The 19,581-nt window shown below is 71.2% G+C and carries 19 protein-coding genes and 1 riboswitch; of the genes, 6 read left to right on the forward strand and 13 right to left on the reverse strand.

The window, feature by feature from the left end:
* Window positions 1-25: 25 nt before the first annotated feature.
* The 7 genes from aroC to OG884_RS02915 form a co-directional block, all read right to left on the reverse strand.
* Window positions 26-1,204: a chorismate synthase gene (aroC, locus tag OG884_RS02885; RefSeq protein ID WP_326641832.1), complete on the reverse strand. Its 1,179-nt coding sequence runs from the start codon at window positions 1,202-1,204 to the stop codon at window positions 26-28.
* Between the two features lie 83 nt (window positions 1,205-1,287).
* Complete coding sequence (locus OG884_RS02890; RefSeq protein ID WP_326641834.1) at window positions 1,288-2,001, reverse strand: prepilin peptidase; 714 nt, start codon at window positions 1,999-2,001, stop codon at window positions 1,288-1,290.
* A 242-nt stretch (window positions 2,002-2,243) separates the two neighbouring features.
* Complete coding sequence (locus OG884_RS02895; protein ID WP_326641836.1) at window positions 2,244-2,798, reverse strand: SseB family protein; 555 nt, start codon at window positions 2,796-2,798, stop codon at window positions 2,244-2,246.
* 64 nt (window positions 2,799-2,862) lie between these two features.
* Entirely contained in the window at window positions 2,863-3,954 is a 1,092-nt protein-coding gene (locus OG884_RS02900) for a ring-opening amidohydrolase (RefSeq protein ID WP_326641837.1), read from the reverse strand.
* A 27-nt stretch (window positions 3,955-3,981) separates the two neighbouring features.
* The gene (locus tag OG884_RS02905) at window positions 3,982-4,890 is read right to left on the reverse strand and encodes a carbamate kinase (RefSeq protein ID WP_326641838.1); all 909 of its coding nucleotides are present in this window, start codon (window positions 4,888-4,890) and stop codon (window positions 3,982-3,984) included.
* 177 nt (window positions 4,891-5,067) lie between these two features.
* Window positions 5,068-5,796, reverse strand: coding sequence for a thioesterase II family protein (locus OG884_RS02910; protein ID WP_326641839.1), 729 nt, complete (start codon window positions 5,794-5,796; stop codon window positions 5,068-5,070).
* A 25-nt stretch (window positions 5,797-5,821) separates the two neighbouring features.
* On the reverse strand, window positions 5,822-6,034 hold the full coding sequence (locus tag OG884_RS02915; protein ID WP_326641841.1) for an MbtH family protein: 213 nt from the start codon (window positions 6,032-6,034) through the stop codon (window positions 5,822-5,824).
* A gap of 201 nt (window positions 6,035-6,235) precedes the next feature.
* On the opposite strand from OG884_RS02915, the gene OG884_RS02920 reads away from it, so the two are divergent.
* On the forward strand, window positions 6,236-7,138 hold the full coding sequence (locus tag OG884_RS02920; protein WP_326641842.1) for a cation diffusion facilitator family transporter: 903 nt from the start codon (window positions 6,236-6,238) through the stop codon (window positions 7,136-7,138).
* Window positions 7,139-7,142: 4 nt separating this feature from the next.
* On the opposite strand, the gene OG884_RS02925 is transcribed toward OG884_RS02920, so the two are convergent.
* Window positions 7,143-7,703 (reverse strand): TetR/AcrR family transcriptional regulator, encoded by a 561-nt coding sequence (locus OG884_RS02925; RefSeq protein WP_326641843.1) that lies wholly within the window; start codon window positions 7,701-7,703, stop codon window positions 7,143-7,145.
* 81 nt (window positions 7,704-7,784) lie between these two features.
* On the opposite strand from OG884_RS02925, the gene OG884_RS02930 reads away from it, so the two are divergent.
* Window positions 7,785-9,371 carry an MDR family MFS transporter gene (locus OG884_RS02930; RefSeq protein WP_326641844.1) on the forward strand — a complete coding sequence of 529 codons (1,587 nt, stop codon included), beginning with the start codon at window positions 7,785-7,787 and terminating at the stop codon, window positions 9,369-9,371.
* Between the two features lie 164 nt (window positions 9,372-9,535).
* On the opposite strand, the gene OG884_RS02935 is transcribed toward OG884_RS02930, so the two are convergent.
* From OG884_RS02935 to OG884_RS02955, 5 genes are all read right to left on the reverse strand, one after another.
* Window positions 9,536-10,039, reverse strand: coding sequence for an RICIN domain-containing protein (locus OG884_RS02935; RefSeq protein WP_326641846.1), 504 nt, complete (start codon window positions 10,037-10,039; stop codon window positions 9,536-9,538).
* Between the two features lie 292 nt (window positions 10,040-10,331).
* Complete coding sequence (locus OG884_RS02940) at window positions 10,332-11,246, reverse strand: bifunctional 5,10-methylenetetrahydrofolate dehydrogenase/5,10-methenyltetrahydrofolate cyclohydrolase (RefSeq protein ID WP_326641848.1); 915 nt, start codon at window positions 11,244-11,246, stop codon at window positions 10,332-10,334.
* Between the two features lie 14 nt (window positions 11,247-11,260).
* A riboswitch (ZMP/ZTP riboswitch) is annotated at window positions 11,261-11,343 on the reverse strand.
* Window positions 11,344-11,384: 41 nt separating this feature from the next.
* A complete protein-coding gene (locus tag OG884_RS02945) occupies window positions 11,385-12,557 on the reverse strand; it encodes a pyridoxal phosphate-dependent aminotransferase (RefSeq protein ID WP_326641849.1) in 1,173 nt (390 codons plus the stop codon).
* A 146-nt stretch (window positions 12,558-12,703) separates the two neighbouring features.
* The gene (locus tag OG884_RS02950) at window positions 12,704-13,084 is read right to left on the reverse strand and encodes a type II toxin-antitoxin system death-on-curing family toxin (RefSeq protein ID WP_326641850.1); all 381 of its coding nucleotides are present in this window, start codon (window positions 13,082-13,084) and stop codon (window positions 12,704-12,706) included.
* Entirely contained in the window at window positions 13,081-13,284 is a 204-nt protein-coding gene (locus tag OG884_RS02955) for a FitA-like ribbon-helix-helix domain-containing protein (RefSeq protein ID WP_326641851.1), read from the reverse strand. The genes OG884_RS02950 and OG884_RS02955 overlap by 4 nt, the downstream gene beginning before the upstream one ends.
* A 289-nt stretch (window positions 13,285-13,573) precedes the next feature.
* On the opposite strand from OG884_RS02955, the gene OG884_RS02960 reads away from it, so the two are divergent.
* The 4 genes from OG884_RS02960 (at window position 13,574) to OG884_RS02975 (ending at window position 19,579) form a co-directional block, all read left to right on the forward strand.
* The gene (locus OG884_RS02960) at window positions 13,574-16,702 is read left to right on the forward strand and encodes a DEAD/DEAH box helicase (RefSeq protein WP_442811711.1); all 3,129 of its coding nucleotides are present in this window, start codon (window positions 13,574-13,576) and stop codon (window positions 16,700-16,702) included.
* A 97-nt stretch (window positions 16,703-16,799) separates the two neighbouring features.
* Window positions 16,800-17,660: an SWIM zinc finger family protein gene (locus OG884_RS02965; RefSeq protein ID WP_326641855.1), complete on the forward strand. Its 861-nt coding sequence runs from the start codon at window positions 16,800-16,802 to the stop codon at window positions 17,658-17,660.
* A 177-nt stretch (window positions 17,661-17,837) separates the two neighbouring features.
* Entirely contained in the window at window positions 17,838-18,785 is a 948-nt protein-coding gene (locus tag OG884_RS02970) for a DUF418 domain-containing protein (protein WP_326641857.1), read from the forward strand.
* Window positions 18,782-19,579 carry a carbon-nitrogen hydrolase family protein gene (locus OG884_RS02975; RefSeq protein ID WP_326641858.1) on the forward strand — a complete coding sequence of 266 codons (798 nt, stop codon included), beginning with the start codon at window positions 18,782-18,784 and terminating at the stop codon, window positions 19,577-19,579. Before OG884_RS02970 ends, OG884_RS02975 begins: the two co-directional genes overlap by 4 nt.
* Window positions 19,580-19,581: the final 2 nt, after the last annotated feature.

The following is a 19,581-nucleotide window of genomic DNA, read 5'->3' on the forward strand; positions in this document are numbered from 1 at the left end:
AGGGCTCCACCGGCCTGGCGCCCGCTCACTTGATCACCAACGAAGAGAGGTAGCCGGACAGGTTGCGGGCGACCTCCTCGACGGAGTCTCCGCCGAACTTCTCGATCGCCGCATCGGCCAGGATCAGCGCCACCATCGCCTCGGCGACGATCGCGGCGGCCGGGACCGCGCACACGTCCGAGCGCTCGTGGTGGGCCTTGGCGGCCTCGCCGGTCAGCACGTCGACGGTGGCCAGCGCCCTGGGGACCGTGGAGATCGGCTTCATCGCCGCGCTGACACGCAGCGGCTCGCCGTTGGTCATGCCGCCCTCGACACCACCGGCCCGGTTGGTGATCCGGCGGATACCGTCCTCGGTGTTCTCGATCTCGTCATGGGCCAGGGAACCGGGACGGCGGGCCGTCTCGAAGCCGTCGCCGACGGCGACGCCCTTGATCGCCTGGATGCCCATCAGCCCGGCCGCGAGGCGGGCGTCAAGACGGCGGTCCCAGTGGGTGTAGCTGCCCAGGCCCGGCGGCAGGCCGTAGGCGACCACCTCGACGACGCCGCCAAGGGTGTCGCCGTCCTTGTGCGCCTTGTCGATCTCGGCGACCATCGCCGCGCTGCCGTCCGGGTCGGCGCAGCGCACCGGGTCGGCGTCGATCACCGCTGAGTCGCCGGGGCCGGGGATGACACCGGGGGTGGCCGCCGCCCCGCCGATCGAGACGACGTGGCTGACGATGTCGACGCCGAGGGCCTGCTTGAGGAAGCTCCGCGCCACCTGGCCGAGCGCGACGCGGGCGGCGGTCTCGCGTGCGCTGGCCCGGTCGAGCACCGGGCGGGCGTCGTCGAAGCCGTACTTCTGCATGCCCGCGAGGTCGGCGTGGCCGGGACGGGGGCGGGAACGTGGCGCGTTGCGCGCCTGCCCCTCCAGCAAGGCCGGGTCGACGGGGTCGGCTGCCATGACCGTCTCCCACTTGGGCCACTCGGTGTTGCCCACCCGGATGGCGACGGGACTGCCCAGCGTGCGGCCGTGGCGGACACCGCCCACGATGGTGACGACGTCCTGCTCGAACTTCATTCGCGCCCCGCGGCCGTAACCGAGGCGGCGGCGGCGCAGCGCCTCGTCCAGCTGGGCCGTGGTCACCTCCACCCCGGCGGGCAGGCCCTCCAGGATCGCGACGAGTTCGGGGCCGTGGGACTCTCCGGCGGTCAACCAACGCAACATGCTGACAAGTCTTCCACGTGTCGCCCACTGGAATGGCCCCGGTTCACCTACTGAGACATCCGCCGGCGCCCCCAGGCCGGTGGTCAGAGCGCGGCGAGGACCGCAGCGAGGGTGCCGACGGCCATGAAGGGGCCGAAGGGGATCTCGCTCTTGCGGCCCGCGCGGCGCAGGACCATCAGGGCGGCCCCGTAGACGCCTCCGGACACCAGGCCCAGGAAGGTCCCGGCGACCAGGGTGTCCCAGCCCAGCCAGCCGAGGGCGGTGCCCAGGCTCGCCGCGAACTTGACGTCGCCCAGCCCCATTCCCTCCGGGTTGACCAGGAGCAGCACCAGGTAGAAGCCCGCCAGGGCGAGTCCACCCAGCCCCGCGCCGAGCAGATCTCCGAGGCGGCCGTCGACGAGGGCCGACCCGGCGAGCGGTGCGGCGGTCCCCAGGTAGGCGGCCAGGGTGAGCCGGTCGGGCAGCCGGTGGACGGCGGCGTCGACGAAGGACAGGGCGACGGCGACCACCGCCAGCCCCCCGAAGGCGAGCAGTTCCGCCGCCCTCCCGGCCACTGTGATCGCCGTCCCGGCGGGCACGCCGGACCACAGCGCCCGCAGCGCGAGAGCGGCCAGCACCACCGCGGTGGCCACCTCCACGGCCCCCGCCACCGGCCGGGCCCGCCCGGTCCGCCCGGTCCGCTCCCCGTCGGGCACCGAGTGGCGGGCCACCACGCGCCGCGTCCACAGCCCGATCACCGCTCCTGACGCGGCCGCCGCCAGGACCGGGAGGAGCGTCGGCGCCGCCGTGAAACTCACGAGACCACCACCGCCCCAAAGACCCGGAGGTACCTGACGGTCCGGAGGTGCCTAATGGTCCGGGGAGGACTGGGGGGCCGGTGTGCCCACTCGGCGTACTCGCTCACGGAGCGACCATAATCCGCGAACCCCGGTCCCGCCGGGGATCCCGGGGCTCGAAGTGACCGCCGTGATCCTCGCCCTGGTCTTCGAGCGCGACTTCGGCGGGTTCGTCGCCGTGATCGCCCCGGTGATTCCGACGATCAACCTCGTCCACGCGGTGGCCAACCGAACCGCCGACGTCTGGGAGGCTCGGCGATCTCTTCCATCCGTGCCACTGTGATCTCGGGGCCCAACTGGTCGACGGTGCCCGATTCGACCGCGGCGAGTGCCCGCAGCAGGGCGCCTTCGATCACGAAGGGCACCGGGCCCGCGACGTCGATCACCACGGCGGCGGTGTCCTCGTGCACCGCCGCCTGGCAGACCTGAAGGATCGTGGCCTGGATGGGCCGGGCGTCGGGACGCCACCGCCGCAGCGGCTCCATCCCGGTGAAGGAGAGCACCGCCTCGCGCCCGTCCGCACCGACGAGCTTCGGCAGAGCCATCTCGCTCTCCTTCTCCTGCCGCAACCCGTGCTCGCCGATCTCCGACTCCTTCAGCAGGGCGACCACGGGCACGAGCAGCCGTGCCCCGCTCAGCGCGGCGACGACCTCGCCGGCCTGCGCCTCCCCCGCGGCGAAGGCGGCGAGCACGAATGTCACGGCGGCGTCGGCGGCGCCGTCGTCACCGGGGACCAAGGGCTGCGGAATACTCGGCACGAACCGGGAGCCTACCCGCGGCGACGCTCGGGGAGGACGTCCGCCCCGCCCGAGCGCGTGCCCGTCAGCCGAGGTCGGCGATGGCGGCCACCGGGCCGCCGCCGCTCGGGCCCTGATGGACCGCGGCGACCGAGACGAACACGGCCGGGTCGCCGGTGACGCTGGCCGCGACGCCGCCCACGGTGGCCTTGATCTGGCGGTGCCAGTGCACGTCGGAGTCGTCGAGCATGATGTTGCGGCGGCCCCGCACGCTGCCCGACGGGTCGGCCTCGCACTTCATGAAGACGTTGACCAGCCGGTCGCCCAGGTCGGACGGGTGGGGGCGCTCGGGCAGTTCGATGCCGCTGGAGCGGATGGCCTCCCAGATGCCGTCGGCGTCCAGCGCGTCCCTCATGACCGAGTGGCCGATCCGGTAGCGGCCGCCGATGCCCCGTACGTTGCCGACGACCACGATCTGGGCCCGGTCCAGCTCGACGCCCGAGGAGCACGAGGCGACGGAGGAGTAGAGCGACAGGTCGCGGTGGATCTGGTCGGCGGCGGGCATCTCGATCTCGCCGAGCGCGACGGCGATACCGAGCGCGGTGGTGGAGTTGGAGATGTCCATCGACGGGCCGGTGTCCTCGATCACCACGTCCTTGCCGCGCGACTTGGCGTCGTTGATCGTGGACAGGGTGAGCAGCGGGGTCTTGGTCTGGACGTAGTGGACGTCGGCGGGGTCGTCGATCCCGGCGAGCTTCATGGCCTCGCGGACTCCGGCGGCGACCTTCTCCACCATCGCGGGACGGCCGATGTCCTCGGGCAGGATCACATCGCTCATCGCGATGCCGACGCTCACCCGTGGCTCGTCGCTCGGCTCGGCGTTCGCCGTGGTGGCGAAGATCGTGGCATGCGGGCTGAGCACGCCGTCGGTGCCACCCGACCACACCAGCGGCACGCTCTCGGGGGAGGGATGTCCCTTGGCCTCCAGCACCTCGCGAAAGGCCCTGTCGGCCAGGATCCGGGTGTAGTCGTTCACCCCGCCGTTGCCCTCGGTCTTGCCGATCACCGCGAGCACCCGGTGCGCCTCGATCACCCCGTCGTCGATGAGCCCGGCCAGCCCGGAGGCATCGGTCACGCTCTCGATGGGCACCTTGCGCACTTCAATGGGTTCCGGCATCCCTGCCACCTTTCAATCGCGTCGTGTTCACTTTCGCACCACGGTGCCGTTCTCGCCGGTGAGCGCCGCCCCGATGTTCTCCAGGGAGGTGATCACCGACCGGTCGCCGCCCTGCTCGACGAAGCGCAACGCGGCCTCGACCTTCGGCCCCATGCTGCCGCCGGCGAAGTGCCCGGCGGCGTGCAGTACGCGCAACTCGGCCGCGGTGACGGCGCCCAGGGGCCTGGCCTGGGCCGTGCCGAACCCGACGACGGCCGCGGGGACGTCCGTCGCGATGACCAGGACCGTGGCCCGCACGTCCCGGGCGAGCACCGCTGCCGCCAGGTCCTTGTCGATCACGGCCTCGACCCCGCCCAACCGCCCCCCGGCATCGCGGGCCACGGGCACGCCGCCGCCTCCCGCGGCCACGACCGTGAACCCCGCCGCCACCAGCGCGGCGATCGCGGGGGCGTCGAGGATCTCCAGCGGCTCGGGGGAGGCCACCACGCGGCGCCAGCCCCGGTCGAAGCGGCGCCAGGTCTGGCCGAGCTCCTCGAAGCGGCGGGCCTCCGCCTCGCTGAAGTAGCGGCCGATCGGCTTGACCGGGTCCTGGAAGGCCGGGTCGGCGGGGTCGACGAGCGTGCGGGTGACCACGACGGCGGCGCGGCCGTCGAGCGCGTTGAGGACGAGGGTTCCTATGGTGGCCTGCGTCTGTGCCCCGCACCAGTCGAGCGGCACCGGGGGCACGACGTGCGCGGCGAGCTGGTTCTTCAGGATCAGGTTGCCCACCTGGGGGCCGTTGCCGTGGGTGAGGGTCACCTGGTGGCCGTCCGCGATGAGCGCGGCGACATGGCGCATGGCCTGCTCGACCGCGCGACGCTGGGCGTCGGGTGAGGCCCCGCCGTCCGGCCCCGTCATCGCGTTGCCGCCGAGCGCGATAAGTACTCGTTCACCCACAGGCTGACGCTAACGGCCCCCACGCCGCGTCTCATGGGCACTCACTGCCCAAGGAAGGCCAACTCTTCGACACAATCCGCCAGCCGGGCGGCTTCCGGGGGCGGAGCCGGTCCGGAGCCCGCACCTGGACGTTCCTCTCGGCCGGACTGCTTCGCGCTCATCCTCTGATCGGCTCGTTCACCCCGCGAGCAACCGGACGATCTCCCCGACCACCGGCGCGCGCTGCGGCTGCAGGTAGAAGTGGTCGCCGGGAAAGACCGTGAGGGAGAAGTCGGAGATCGTACGGGCCTCCCACGACTTGGCCTGGTCCGGGGTGGCCGCCGGGTCCGCGTCGCCGACGAGCGCGGAGATCGGGGTGTGCAGCGGGGGTCCCGGGCGATGGCGGTATGCCTCGACCAGGCGGAAGTCGGCGCGAACGTAGGGCAGGACGATCTCGCGCATCGACCGGTGGGAGAGGATCTCCGCCTCGGTGCCGCCGAGCTTGGCCAGCTCGACCACGAAACGGTCGTCGTCGTACTCCGAGATCGCGTCCCTCTCCCGGGGGTCGTGCGGCGCCCTCGCCCCGGACACGAACAGCCGCGCCGGGGCGATTCCCCTGGCCTCCAGGCGGCGCGTGACCTCGTAGGCGAGCGTCGCTCCCATGCTGTGCCCGAACAGCGCGAAACGCCGGTCCAGCAGCGGCGGCATCGCCTCGGTCACCAGGTCGGCCAGCGTGTCCATGTCCTCCGGCGACGGTTCCCCGAAGCGGTCGGCCCTGCCGGGCAACTGCGTGGCATGCAGCTCGACGGAGTCGGGCAGCAGCGCGGGCCAGTCCCGGTAGGCGGTGGCCGACCCGCCCGCGTGCGTGAAGCAGAACAGCCGGGTGGTCGCCCCCGGGCGGGGAAAGGCGCAGCGCAGCCAGGTCATGCGGTTCCTCCGCGGACTCGGCCGCTCACTGTTCCATCGCCCGGATCAGGCTGTTGGGCCGCATGTCGGTCCAGTCGGCCTCGATGTGCTCCAGGCAGGCCTGTTTGGAGTTCTCGCCGAAGGCGACGGTCCAGCCCGCGGGGATCTCCGGCCAGACAGGCCGGAGGGAGTACCGCCCCTCGTCGTTGATCAACGCCAGGTAGACGCCCTCGGGGTCCTCGAAGGGGTTGCTGCTCACTGCGTGTCCTCTCTGAGAAGGGCGGCGATCTCCGCGATGGGCCCGGCACTCAACATGTTCGCATGGTCGCAGGCGACCTGGTGATCATGGATGGCGGTTGAGCGCGAAGCGCAGGCCGGACAGGGCCTGGCCTTGCCGGGTTAAGCTTACCTTGCTTAATATATGAGCAACTGTTCAGATGTTGGCAGAACGGATCTTACGATGGGTCACGGGCACGGGCACGGGCACGGGCACGGCGCGAACGCCGACCGTCGCTACCTCGCGGCGGCGCTCACCCTGCTGCTCGCCTTCATGGCGGTCGAGGTCGTCATCGGCATCGCCGCCAACTCCATCGCGCTGATCTCCGACGCCGGGCACATGCTCACCGACGCCGGCGCCATCGCGCTCGCGCTGGTGGCGATGAGGATGGCGGCCCGTCCGGCCCGCGGCGCCTACACCTTCGGCTGGAAGCGGGCCGAGATCCTCTCCGCGGCCGTCAACGGGCTGACGTTCGTGGTGCTCGTCGCCTACTTCGTCTACGAGAGCGTGCGGCGGCTCATCGAGCCACCCGAGGTCGCCGGAGCCCTGGTCTTCGGCACCGCCCTGGCCGGGGTCGCGATCAACGCCGTCGCCGCGTGGCTCATCGCCAGGGCCGACCGGAGCAGCCTCAACGTGGAGGGCGCGTTCCAGCACATCCTCAACGACATGTACGCGTTCGTGGCCACCGCGATCGCGGGCGCGGTCGTCTGGCTCACCGGCTGGGGCCGGGCCGACGCGATCGCCGCCCTGGTCGTCGCGGCCCTGATGGCCAGAGCGGCCTACAGCCTGCTGCGCGACGCCGGACGCATCCTGTTCGAGGCCGCCCCCGACGGGGTGAACCCGGCCGAGGTGAACGCCGCGATCATCGCCCACGCGGGCGTGACGGGTGTCGAGGACCTGCACGTGTGGACGGTGACCAGCGGCTTTCCCGCGCTCTCCGCGCACGTGACCGTCATGCCCGGCGGCGACTGCCACCGGGTCCGCCGCGAGCTGGCCGAGCTGCTGCACGAGCGCTTCCACATCGACCACACGACCCTGCAGGTCGACCACGTTCCCGGCACGGCGTGCCGCATGACCGCGAGGTGAACCCTCACACCCTGAGGCATGCCTCGAAGACCGCGGTGAGCCGGGCGATCACAGCCTCGCGGTCGGGGACGTCGCCGGAGTCGGGGCCGTAAAGCCGGTGCATCGTGCCGGTGCCGGTGATGAGCGCGGTGGCTATCGTGGCCCGGAAGGCCGCGTCGGGGCCGGGGAGCCGAGCCGAGAGAGGTCCCAGGATCGCCGAGCTGACCCGATCCCGGATGATCTCGTGGATCTCCGGGGAGTTGGACGACCGGATGAGCGCGGCCAGCACCGGACTTGCCTGGTCCGAGCGGAGCCGCTCGGCGATGTACTCGGCCAGGCGGCGGGGTAGCTCCTCCTCCGGGCCGTCCAGGACACCGGGGAAGCGCCCCTGCATCGCGAGCACCTTGGCGAACAGCTCCCGCTTGCTGCCGAAGTAGCGGTTGATCAGCGCGATGTTGGCATCCGCCTCGGCGGCGATCATCCGCATCGTCACCTGCTCGTAGCCGAGGTCGGCGAACAACCGGCGGGCGGCGTCGAGGATGCGCCGACAGGTGCCCTCCCTGTCGCGCTGCCGTGTCTCATCCACCTACGCGATCCTTCCAGATTTGACGAGTAAACAAGCGTCTACTAACTTAATGTGTACTCTACACGCATTGGGGGACGGTTCATGCCGACCGAACAACAGATCCGGGCCGAGGCCGCACCGAGTTTCACCCACAAACAGGTGCTGGAGATCCTGGCCGGACTGATGCTCGCCATGCTGACGTCGATGATCTCGACGTCCGTGGTGGGAACCGCGCTGCCGACGATCGTCGGCACGCTCGGCGGCCAGGACCAGCTCGCATGGGTGGCCGGCGCGACCCTGCTGACCATGACCGCCTCCACCCCGATCTGGGGCAAGCTCTCCGACCTCTACGGCCGCAAGCTCATGTTCCAGGCCGCCCTGGTCGTCTTCGTGGTCTCCTCCGTCGCCGCCGGGTTCTCCCAGGACATGGGCCAGCTCATCGCCGCCAGAGCGGTGCAGGGCATCGGCGCCGGCGGCCTCGCCGCGCTCCCGCAGATCATCCTCGGTGACGTGGTGGAACCCCGCGAGCGCGGCCGCTACTCCGGCTACATCGGCGCGGTCTTCGGCCTCTCGACGGTGGCCGGCCCGCTGCTCGGCGGGTTCATCGTGGACAACATGTCCTGGCGCTGGACGTTCTGGTTCTGCGTGCCGCTGGCCGTGGTCGCGTTCGTCGTCATTCAGAAGGTGCTGAAGCTGCCGTTCGCCCGCACCGACACCAAGGTCGACTGGTGGGGCGCCACCTTCATCACCGGTGGCACCACCGCACTGATGCTGCTGCTCTCCCTCGGGGGCAACGAGTTCGACTGGAACTCCCCGTGGACCTACGGCCTGGGCGTGCTCAGCCTGGCGATGTTCGGCCTGGCCGTCGTCGCCGAGCGCAAGGCCGCCGACCCGATCCTGCCCCCGCACCTGTTCCGCGACCGCACCTTCGTGCTCAGCTCCATCGCCTCCCTGCTGGTCGGCGCGGCGATGTTCGGCGCGCTGATGTTCCTGCCGCAGTACCTGCAGATCGTCAAGGGCATGAGCCCCACCGGTTCCGGCCTGATGACCCTTCCCCTGGTGCTCGGCCTGCTGGTCTCCTCGATCGCGGTCGGACGGTTCGTCAGCAGGACCGGCCGATGGAAGATCTTCCCCGTGCTGGGCATGCTGCTGGTCGGAGTCGGCCTGTTCCTCCTGTCACGCCTGCACGTCGACAGCTCGCTGCTGCTCATCGGCGTCGACAACGTGGTGCTCGGTGTCGGGCTCGGCGCCTCCATGCAGATCCTGATCCTGGCCGCGCAGAACGCGGTGGCCAGGGCAGACCTCGCATCGACGACCTCCGGCGTGTCGTTCTTCCGCTCCCTGGGCAGCGCGGTGGGCGTCGCCGCCTTCGGCGCGATCCTGACCAACCGCCTCACCGCGGAGCTGATCTCCCTGGCGAAGGCCGCGAAGCTGCCGCTGAGCGGCGGCGCGGTTCCCGGCCTCGGCTCCCCCGAGGCCATCCACCAGCTTCCCGCACCGGTCCTGGAGATCGTCCTGGAGGCCTTCACCCGGGCGATGAACGCGGTCTTCCTGGTCGGCGTCCCGGTCGCGGTCCTCGCCGCGGTGGCCGCCCTGATGCTCAAGGAGATCCCCCTGCGCTCGGCCCAGAGCGCCGCCCCGGCCGCCGCCGTCGACCCGGCCGCCCCGCCGGTCACCGCCGGCAGGTAGCGAACACCCTCACACCGCCCGGGGCCGGCCCACTCTCCGCCGGCCCCGGGCACCTCCAGCCGCACGAAGCACCCTTTTCCGGACGGGGAGCGCCCCGTCCGGCTCAGGCTCCGGCACGCGGGCAGGCAGGATGCGGTCTCCATGCCGCCCGCGAGCGACGGCGGTCAGAGCGTCCACTTCTGGTTGGCCCAGCCGTTGCAGTTCCACAGCTGCACCTTGGTACCGTTCGAGCCGATGGTCCCCAGGTCCGCGTCCAGGCAGCGCCCGTTGTACATGCTGTAGATCGTGTGGCTCGTCGCGTCGTAGATCCACTTCTGGTTGGCCCAGCCGTTACAGTCCCACAACTGCACCTTGGTGCCGTTCGCATTGATGGTTCCCAGGTCCGCGTCCAGGCAGCGCCCGTTCTCCTTGCTGTGGATCGTGTGGCTGGACACGTCGTAGCTCCACGACTGGTTGTCCCAGCCGTTACAGCCCCACAGCTGCACCTTGGTGCCGTTCGGGCCGATGGTGCCCAGATCGGCGTCCAGACAGCGCCAGTTCTGGTGACTGCGGACGGGGCCCCAGGCGGCGGACGCCGAGCTCGAGGTGGCCACCGCACCGGGAACGAACCCCGCGCAACCGAGCGTGACCGCCGCCGCCGACGCCAGCACCCTGAATCTCCGTCGCATCGTCGATGCTCTCCTTCCTGCGGATTACGGGAGTGGAGAGCGACGCGAGCCACCGGAAGGAGCCCGCACCCCGCGCACCCACCCTCGATGATTACTCTCCGCAGCAGAACGTACACGTAGAGAGATCGGTTTCAGGGTGGCGACACGACGACAGGCGTTTCGCGGGACGCGAGTACCCGCGGGGGCGGCTATTCGGTGCCCTCGCCCGCAGGGGGGAGAGCACCGGCGCGCTCACCGGTCCCGCGCCGATGTAGCCTGTGCCCTCGCCCACAGGGGGAGGGCACAGGGGAACTCAGCGGGGAGCCGTCGCGCGCTCGGCCGCGGTGATCGCGTTACGGAACAGCATCGCGACGGTGGTGGGCCCGACCCCGCCGACCCTGGGCGTGATGGCCCCGGCCACCCGGGCGCAGGACTCGTCGACGTCGGGCAGCAGGCGCCTGCCCTCGTAGCGCACGCCACCGCCGATGACGACGGCGCCGGGCTTGACGTGCTCGGGCTGGACGATGCCCGGCACACCCGCGGCGGCGACGAGGATGTCGGCGCGGCGCGTGTAGCGGGGCCAGTCGCTCACCCCGGTGTGCACGACGGTGACGGCGGCGTTCGCCGTCGGGCGCTTCTGCGCGAGGAGGATCGACAGGGGCCGCCCGAGCGTGGCCCCGCGCCCGAGGACGACCACCTCCCGACCGGCGACCGGGATGTCATGGTAGGCGAGCAGCGCCTCGATCCCGGCGGGCGTGCACGGCAGCGGACCCGGGAGCTCCAGCGCCAGCCGCCCCATGTTGAGCGGATGCATGCCGTCGACGTCCTTGTCGGGATCCATGACCTGCAGGGCCCGGTCGTAGTCGAGATGCCTGGGGACGGGGTGCTGCACGAGCAGCCCGTGCACCGCCGGGTCGTCGTTGAACGCGGTGATGACCGCGTGCAGATCAGCCTGGGTGGCGCTCGCGGGCAGGTGCTCGTGCGGCGAGGCGAAACCGAGTTCGGCGGCCTGCCGCTGCTTGATCCGGATGTATCCGGCGCTGGCGTCGTCGTCGCCGACAAGGACCGTCGCCAGGCTCGGGGTGACGCCCCCGCGGGTCAGGGCGGCCGCCCGCGCGGCCACGTCGGCGAGGATGCTCTGCGCGACCGGGCCTCCGGGAAGCAGCCGGGCGGACGGCGCGCTCTCGGACTCTGAGCCCTCTGAGCCGTTTCGAACGGGCTGGGACATGTGTGTCCTCTCGGCGTGGGCGCCCAGGCGGTCGACTCCCACTACGAGCTCCCCGATGGTTGATGCCATCCCCTTGCCGCCAGTCGCGTCACCCCCCAGAATGCCCGATCGGCAGTCTCCAGGTCGAGCCACCCCCCGTCAGGAGAGGGCGCCGAGCCGTGCCAGGCGGCTCACCGCCTCGTCGATGACCTCATCCCTCTTGCAGAAGGCGAAGCGGACAAAGTGCCTTCCGCGCTCGGGGCGGGCGTAGAAGACCTGGGTGGGGACGGCGACCACGCCCGCCAGGGACGGCAGCTCGCGGGCCAGGGCGAGGCCGTCGGTGAAGCCGAGGGGGCGGATGTCGGTCTGCACGAAGTAGGTGCCCGCGGGGCGGTAGACCTCGAAGCCCGCCGCGGACAGTCCCGCCGCCAACCGGTCGCGCTTGGACTCCAGGTCGGCCCGGAGGCGAAAGACCCAGTCCAGCTCGTGGCGGAGGCCGTGGGCGACGGCGAGCTGCCAGGGCGCGGCGGCGGTGAAGGTGAGGAACTGCTTGACGGTCTGCGCGGCCCTGACGAGCTCGGCCGGGCCACAGATCCAGCCGGTCTTCCAGCCGGTGACCGAGAAGGTCTTGCCCGCCGAGGAGATCATCACGGTCCGCTCCCGCATTCCGGGCAGGGTGGCCAGCGGGACGTGCTCGACGCCGTCGAAGGTGAGGTGCTCGTAGACCTCGTCGGTGACGGCGATCAGATCGTGCTCCTGGCAGAGCAGGGCGATCTCGTCCAGCTCGGCGCGGGTGAAGACCGTGCCGGTGGGATTGTGCGGGGAGTTGACCAGAACCACGCGGGTGCGTGGTCCGGCCGCGGCGCGCAGCTCGGCGGGGTCGAAAGTGAAGCGGCCCTCGACGGGGCGCAGGGTGACCGGGCGGAGCACCGCTCCGGCGAGGGCGACGGAGGCCGCGTAGGAGTCGTAGTACGGTTCAAACGCGATCACCTCGTCCCCGGGCTCGCAGAGCGCCAGGATCGCCGCCGCGACGGCCTCGGTGGCGCCGACGGTGACGAGGATCTCGCCGTCGGGGTCAAAGAAGAGGCCGTAGTGGTCCTTGTGGTGCGCACAGATGGCTTGGCGCAGCTCGGGCACGCCCGGCCCCGGCGGGTACTGGTTGGCGCCCTCTCGGATCGCCGACACCGCACGCTCCAGCATCGCCGCGGGCCCGTCGGTGTCGGGAAAGCCCTGCCCCAGATTGATCGAACCCGTCCGCAGGGCCAGCGTCGACATCTCGGCGAAGATGGTCGTGCCGAACCCGCGCATCCGTGTCACCAGAGGATCGTTCACGCGCCCCAGCGTAATCGCCGACGCGGATCGACCGATCGCGTCCGTACCCGGTCCGCAGCCGGTCCGCGACCGGTCCGCGACCGGTCCGCGACCGTGCGGGGACGGCGGCGACGCGGATCAGCCGATCGCGTCGACCGTGATCCGCTCTACGCGGGCACGGCGAAGCTCCGGAGCACTTCGGCGATCTCGTCGACCTCGGTGAGCTTTCCCGACGCGACGGCGATGACGAGGTCGTAGGCCTCGTCATCGCCGGTGTCGATCGCCTTCCCGTTCCACGCCATGAAGACGACCGCCGCCACCCACGCCACACGCTTGTTTCCGTCCACGAACGGATGGTTGGCGGCCAGCGAATGAAGCAGGGCCGCGGCTTTGACGAACAGGTCCGGGTACGCCTCCTGCCCGAACATCGACGCCTGGGGTCGGTGCACGGCGGAATCGAGCAGACCCAGGTCACGTAGCTCCGGTGTGGCCCCGATCGCCAGTTCCGCGAGGTCGAGAACCTGTTCCACCGTGAGGTAACGGGTCATTCGGCAAGCCTGTCGAGAACGGGCTTCCACCGGCGTACGGCCTCCACGCCGAGCCGGTGAACCTCCTCGTCATCGGAATGACGCGTCAGGTACTCGTCCACAGCCGACAGCACCACCTGCTGCATGCTCCTTCCCTCTCTCTCCGCGCGCCGCCGGAGGGCGTCGGTCTGCTCGTCGGAAAGCCGCAACGTCATAGCCATGCCTTCCATCGTAAGTCGGATCAGGTATCACCGCGATACCACAGCTGAGAGTATATGTGTCGTCACACAGGGTTGACGCCTATTTTGCCGTCCAGAGCCTGATGGACCCTGATGGGGAACGCGAGGACATCGACCTCACCACGAGAAGCGCGACGGAGCCGTGCCCCTCGGTGAGAGCCGCGCCCGTGGCCGGAGGACGATGGTTCAGTAGGTCTCGGCTCCGCTCGACGGTGGTGTAGCGGCCTCCTGCTGCTGTTACGGTTTTCGCGACGGGAGGAGGGGCGTGGCGGTGCTGGTGGTTCATGGGGCCTGGGTGGGTGACAGGCTGGCGCTCTGGGCGGAGGATCCGGCCGGGCAGGCCGTGAGCGCCTCCCGGGCGAAGGTCCGCCCGCATCCGTTCGCGGCCCCGGCGGCACGGATGACCGACGATCTGCCGCTCTGGGGAGACGCCGCGACGACAGCCCTGGCCGGGGCCGCCGCGGAGGAGTTCGTCCTGCTGCTGCCGAGTTCGGCGCGGAGCCCGCTGCCCTCACCCGACTCGGGGATGGAGATCGCCGCGCGGCAGCCGAAGATCGGCTCCTGGCGGGTGCCGGCCCTGCTGATCGAGCCCGGCGCGGCGCTGGGCCTGCTCGACGCCGTGGACGAGATGACCCGTCTCCCGGCGGGAGCGTACGAACCCGACGAGTTCCCCGCCGGAGAAGACCGGGCGCCGGTCCCGGGAGCGTCCCTGCGCTACCTCGCCGTCGTCGCGGCGTACGCCCGTGACCTGATCCGCCGGGGCCGGGTGCTGCCGCAGCTCGTCGCCGAGAACGAGGGCTACGCGGCCCGGTGGCGTCCCGTGCTGACCGGTCCCTACGCCGCCCGCTTCCGTGAGCTGGCCACCGCGATGCCGCCCGTCTGCCGGGCCGTCGTCGAGGAGCGCCCCTCGGCCCACGTGCTGATCGAGGCCGTGGCCCACCTTACCGACGCGGCGGTACGGCGGGCGCTCCCCGACCGCCTGCTCGGCGGGCACCGGCCGGGGCCGCGCGCTCCCCTCCCGGACCGCTGGACGGTCGCCCTCACCGGTGAGGACGCCGCGCTGCCCGGGCTGCCCCGGACCTCGGCGGAGAAGCTGGCCAAGCCGCTCCGGGAGTGGTTCGACTCCGCGCAGCGGCTCGACGGCCCGGTCAGGGTGTGCTTCCGGCTGACCGAGCCCGAGAACGGCCCCGAGCCCGAGAACGGCGGCGACCTCGTCGCGGAGTACGGCGGCCGTCCGGCGCCGCCACCCGACGACTCCCGCTGGCGGCTGGAGTTCGCCCTCCAGTCGTCGGACGACCTGAGCCTCTACCTCCCCGCACCACTCATCTGGGCCGGTGAGACCGCCCCCGGCCTGCCGGGACGTCCCGACGAGGCGCTGCTCGCCGGGCTCGGCCGGGCGGCCCGGCTGTACCCGAAGGTCGGGGAGGCGCTGCGCGATCGCCGCCCTTCCGAGCTGGTCCTCGACACGGCGGGCGCGTTCGCGTTTCTCCGCCAGGCCGCCCCGCTCCTGCAGGCCGCCGGGTTCGGCGTGCAACTGCCCGCCTGGGCCGGCACCACGAGGCTCGGCCTCAAGCTCACCGCCCGCTCGCAGCCGACCGGTCCTGGCGCGGCGGCCGACCAGGGTTTCGGGCTGCACCAGCTGGTGGACTTCCGGATGGACCTGGCGATCGGCGACGAGACGATCAGTGAGGAGGAGCTGGCCGAGCTGGCCAGGCTCAAGGTGCCGCTGGTCCGGGTGCGGGGCCGCTGGGTCGAACTGGACGACCGGCAGCTCACCGCCGCGCTCAAAGCCGTCGAGCGGCGCCGATCGGGTGAGATGACCGTCGGCGAGGTGATCCAGGAGGTCATCCACGGCGGCGACGACGAGTTGCCGGTCGTCACGGTGGACGCCGACGGTCTTCTCGGCGACCTGCTGTCCGGCGAGGCCGACCGCCGCCTCGTGCCGATCACGACTCCGGCCGACTTCCACGGCGTGCTCAGGCCGTACCAGGAGCGCGGGCTGTCCTGGCTCAGCTTCATGTCCGAGATCGGGCTCGGCGGCGTCCTCGCCGACGACATGGGCCTGGGAAAGACCGCGCAGACCCTCTCCCTGCTGCTCAACGAACGCGCGACGGGTGTGCGTCCGGGGCCGACCCTGCTGGTCTGCCCGATGTCGCTACTCAGCAACTGGCAGAAGGAGGCCACCAGGTTCGCCCCCTCGCTGGAGGTCTACCTGCACCACGGCACCGCCCGGCTGCGCGAGACGGAACTCGCCCGCCGGGTGGAGCGTGCGGACCTGGTCCTCACCACGTACGGCACCGCCCTGCGGGACCGCGAGACGCTGGCCGGCCTCACCTGGGCCAGGGTCGTCTGCGACGAGGCGCAGGCCATCAAGAACAGCGCCGCCAGGCAGGCGCAGGCCGTACGGGCGCTGCCGGCCAGGAGCAGGTTCGCGCTGACCGGTACGCCGGTCGAGAACCACCTGGCCGAGCTCTGGTCCCTGATGGAGTTCTGCAACCCCGGCCTGCTCGGTTCGGCCAGGACGTTCCGGGAGCGCTACCAGGAGCCGATCGAGCGGGACGGCGACGCCACCGCGACCGCCGCGCTCCGGCGCGCCACCGGGCCGTTCGTGCTCCGGCGCCTCAAGACCGACAAGACCATCATCTCCGACCTGCCGGACAAGATGGAGATGAAGGTCTGGTGCACCCTCACTCCCGAACAGGCCACCCTCTACCAGGCGGTGGTCACCGACATGATGAACAAGATCGCTGACAGCGAGGGCATCGAGCGGCGCGGCAACGTGCTCGCGACCATGCTGAAGCTCAAGCAGGTCTGCAACCATCCGGCGCACCTGCTCAAGGACAACTCGCGGCTGTCCGGCCGGTCGGGGAAGCTGGCCCGGCTGGAGGAACTGGCGGAGGAGATCGTCGGCGAGGGCGACAAGGCGCTGGTCTTCACCCAGTACGCCGAGTTCGGCACGCTGCTCCAGCCGTACCTCTCGGCGCATCTGGACCGCCCGGTGCTCTGGCTGCACGGCGGGCTGCCGAAGAGACAGCGGGACGCGCTGGTGGAGCGGTTCCAGGACGACGACGAGCCGATGCTCTTCCTGCTCTCGCTCAAGGCCGCGGGCACCGGGCTCAACCTGACCGCGGCCAACCATGTCATCCACGTGGACCGGTGGTGGAACCCCGCCGTGGAGAACCAGGCGACCGACCGGGCGTTCCGGATCGGCCAGACCAGGAACGTGCAGGTCAGGAAGTTCATCTGCGTCGGCACCCTGGAGGAGAGAATCGACGAGATGATCGAGCGCAAGCAGGCGCTCGCCGAGAGCGTCGTCGGCACCGGCGAGGACTGGATCACCGGCCTGTCCACCGACCGGCTGCACGAGCTGTTCCGTCTCGGACCGGAGGCCGTCTCATGAGCGAGCGAATCAGCAGGGCCGGCCGCCCTCCTCGACAAACCCGTGAGCGCGTCAACGAGGGCGGCGCGTTTCCCGGACGCGCCCACCGGGAGGCTTCATGAGCGGGAGCGGCTGGTTCGAGCCGTCCCGGCCGATCCGGGTCGAGGGCGGCATCCGGGTCCGCAGCAAGCGGGGCTCGATCGGCGAGCGGTGGTGGTCGCGCCGGTTCATCGACATCCTGGAGAGTGTCTGCGATCCGGGCAGACTCGGCCGGGGCCGCTCGTACGCTCGCTCCGGCCAGGTCCTCGACCTGGAGCTCGGGCCGGGTCTGGTCACGGCGCGGGTCCAGGGGTCTCGGCGCACCCCGTACCTGGTCGAGATCCAGATAACCCCCTATGCGGCGGACCAGTGGCGCGAGCTCGCCGACGCGCTGGCGGCCCAGGCCCTCTACCGCGCCAAACTGCTCGCCGGCGAGATGCCGCCGGAGATCGAGGAGGTCTTCCGCGCGTGCCGCCTGCCGCTCTTCCCCGGCCGGCGCGGCCTGGACATGAACTGCTCGTGTCCCGACTGGGGTTTCCCCTGTAAGCATCTGTCCGCCGTGCTGTACGTGCTGGCCGAGAGGTTCGACGACGACCCGTTCCTGGTGCTGGCCTGGCGGGGCATCGCCCGGGACGCCCTGCTCGACGCCCTCCGCGAGGCGGGCGTCACCACGACCGGCGCCGCAGCCGGCTCCGGCTCCGGCTCCGGCGAGCACGGACCCGGCCTGTTCGACGTGGACGACGCGCCGTTCACCGACCGGCTGGCCGCCTTCTACGAGCCGAGCGTCTCCCCGGCCCGGCTCCGCGACCGGACCGGCCTCCCCGTCCCCCCACCCGACCTGCTGCTGCGCACCCTCGACCCGCCACAGATCAAGGCCCGGCACATCCCGATCCTGGACCTTCTCCGCCCCGCCTACCGGACCTTCGCCGACGACACCTGACCCGGTGCCGATCATTGGATGGTCGCGATCACGGATCGACGCCCCTGCCACCGCGTCGCCCACCCCGGCGTGCCGCCCGCCACCTGGCCATCCGGGGCACGACGGCCCCGCGTCCGCGACTCCGGGTGACCAGGTCGTCTATGCATAGTTGATTATGGGGTGATACGTCTATCTGCTGTGCCCCGACGATTCCACGAACTCGACGCGCTCCGCGGCTTCGCGGTGTGCGGGATCATGCTGGTCAACACCTGGCAGCACACCCTCGATCAGCTGGAAAACCCCGATCAGAACGCGGTCGACTGGGCGATCGACAACCTGCTGCAGGGCAGGTTCTACCCGATCTTCTCGTTCCTGTTCGGGCTGAGCTTCGTTCTCTTCCTCCGGTCGGCGGCCGAGCGGACCGAGAGCCCCCGGGCCGTGCTGCTGCGCAGGCTGGCGGTGCTCGCGGCCCTCGGCGCGCTCCACCAGATCGTCAACCCCGGCGAGGTGCTCCTGCCGTACGCGATCTTCGGGGCACTGGTCCTGCTGCCCGCCTCGTTCTTCCCGCAGCCCGCGGTGGTGCTGCTGGGCGTCGCCCTCACCGCGTGGGCGGTGCACCAGGGCGGCGGGGTGATCCTCATCCCCGGGCTGTTCTTGCTGGGCATGGCCATGATGGAGCGGCCGCCGCCCGAGTGGCTGCTGCCGTTCGCGTTCGCGGCGAGCGTGGTACTGGGCGTGGCGCTCACCTGGCTCTGGGTGCGCATCTCGGGCGATCCCGTCCTCTTCAACGGGGCCGTCTACCCGGCCGCCGGGCTCGCCGCCGCCACCGCCTACTGCACCGGGCTGCTGCTGGCACTCCGGACCCGGCTGCGCGACCCGCTCCTGGAGATCCTGGTGCCACTCGGCCGGATGGCGCTGACCAACTACCTGATGAGCACCCCGATCATCCTGCTCTTCCTGCCGTTGCTCGCCTCGGACGCGACCCGGCTGTCCGGTGTGGCGCTCTCGGTCGCCGTCCTGGCGCTCCAGGTGCTGTTCAGCCGGGCATGGCTGGCCAGATTCAGGTACGGACCGCTGGAATGGGCGTGGCGGAGCCTCACGTGGATGGAACGAGTGCCGAACCGACGGATAGGGTCACACCCGTGACGCGCATCGCCCTGTGCCAGATCCCGGTCTCCAAGAACCCCGCCGTCAACCTCGACCGTGCCCGCGAGGCCCTCGGCGAGGCCGCCTCGGGCGGCGCCGAGCTGGCGATCCTCCCGGAGGCCGCGCTCACCCGGTACGGCAGGAGAATCACCGCTCTCGCCCAGCCGCTGGACGGGCCGTTCGTCACCGGCCTGGCCGAATCGGCGCGAGAGCACGGCCTGTCGGTGATCGCGGGGACCTTCGAACCCGGCGAGGGCCGGGTCCACAACACCGCGGTCGCCATCGGCCCCTCCGGCTCGATCGAGGCGGCCTACCGGAAGATCCACCTGTTCGACTCCTTCGGCTCCCGCGAGTCCGACCTGGTCACACCGGGCGACACCCCGGTCGTGGTGGAGCTGGCCGGGCTCCGGGTGGGCCTGGTCACCTGCTACGACATCCGCTTCCCCGAGCTGACCCGGACCCTGGTGGACGCCGGCGCCGAACTGTTCGCGGTGATCGCCGCGTGGGGTTCGGGGCCGATGAAGGAGGAGCACTGGACCACCCTCGTCAGGGCCCGCGCGATCGAGAACACCACCTGGGTCGCGGCCGTGGGTCAGGCACCGAACCCGCAGGAGGCCGCCGACGGCTTCGGGATCGGGCGGAGCATGCTGGTCGATCCGATGGGGGTGGTGCGCACCGATATGGGGCCAGGACCCGGCGTACAGATATGCGAATTCGACTCCCAGATCACGATTGCCACCCGGAATGCCCTACCGTGCCTGGAACACCGGCGACTCCGGGCCGGTGGATCGTAAAA

It is taken from the genome of Streptosporangium sp. NBC_01755 (assembly GCF_035917995.1).
Lineage (GTDB): Bacteria > Actinomycetota > Actinomycetes > Streptosporangiales > Streptosporangiaceae > Streptosporangium.

Coding starts and splice junctions, on each gene's coding strand:
- OG884_RS02935 (WP_326641846.1), bottom strand. CDS start 10,039: ATGCGACGGAGATTCAGGGTGCTGGCGTCGGCGGCGGCGGTCACGCTC.
- OG884_RS02910 (WP_326641839.1), bottom strand. CDS start 5,796: ATGACCTGGCTGCGCTGCGCCTTTCCCCGCCCGGGGGCGACCACCCGG.
- OG884_RS02965 (WP_326641855.1), top strand. CDS start 16,800: ATGAGCGGGAGCGGCTGGTTCGAGCCGTCCCGGCCGATCCGGGTCGAG.
- OG884_RS02900 (WP_326641837.1), bottom strand. CDS start 3,954: ATGCCGGAACCCATTGAAGTGCGCAAGGTGCCCATCGAGAGCGTGACC.
- OG884_RS02920 (WP_326641842.1), top strand. CDS start 6,236: ATGGGTCACGGGCACGGGCACGGGCACGGGCACGGCGCGAACGCCGAC.
- OG884_RS02940 (WP_326641848.1), bottom strand. CDS start 11,246: ATGTCCCAGCCCGTTCGAAACGGCTCAGAGGGCTCAGAGTCCGAGAGC.
- OG884_RS02955 (WP_326641851.1), bottom strand. CDS start 13,284: ATGGCTATGACGTTGCGGCTTTCCGACGAGCAGACCGACGCCCTCCGG.
- OG884_RS02930 (WP_326641844.1), top strand. CDS start 7,785: ATGCCGACCGAACAACAGATCCGGGCCGAGGCCGCACCGAGTTTCACC.
- OG884_RS02950 (WP_326641850.1), bottom strand. CDS start 13,084: ATGACCCGTTACCTCACGGTGGAACAGGTTCTCGACCTCGCGGAACTG.
- aroC (WP_326641832.1), bottom strand. CDS start 1,204: ATGTTGCGTTGGTTGACCGCCGGAGAGTCCCACGGCCCCGAACTCGTC.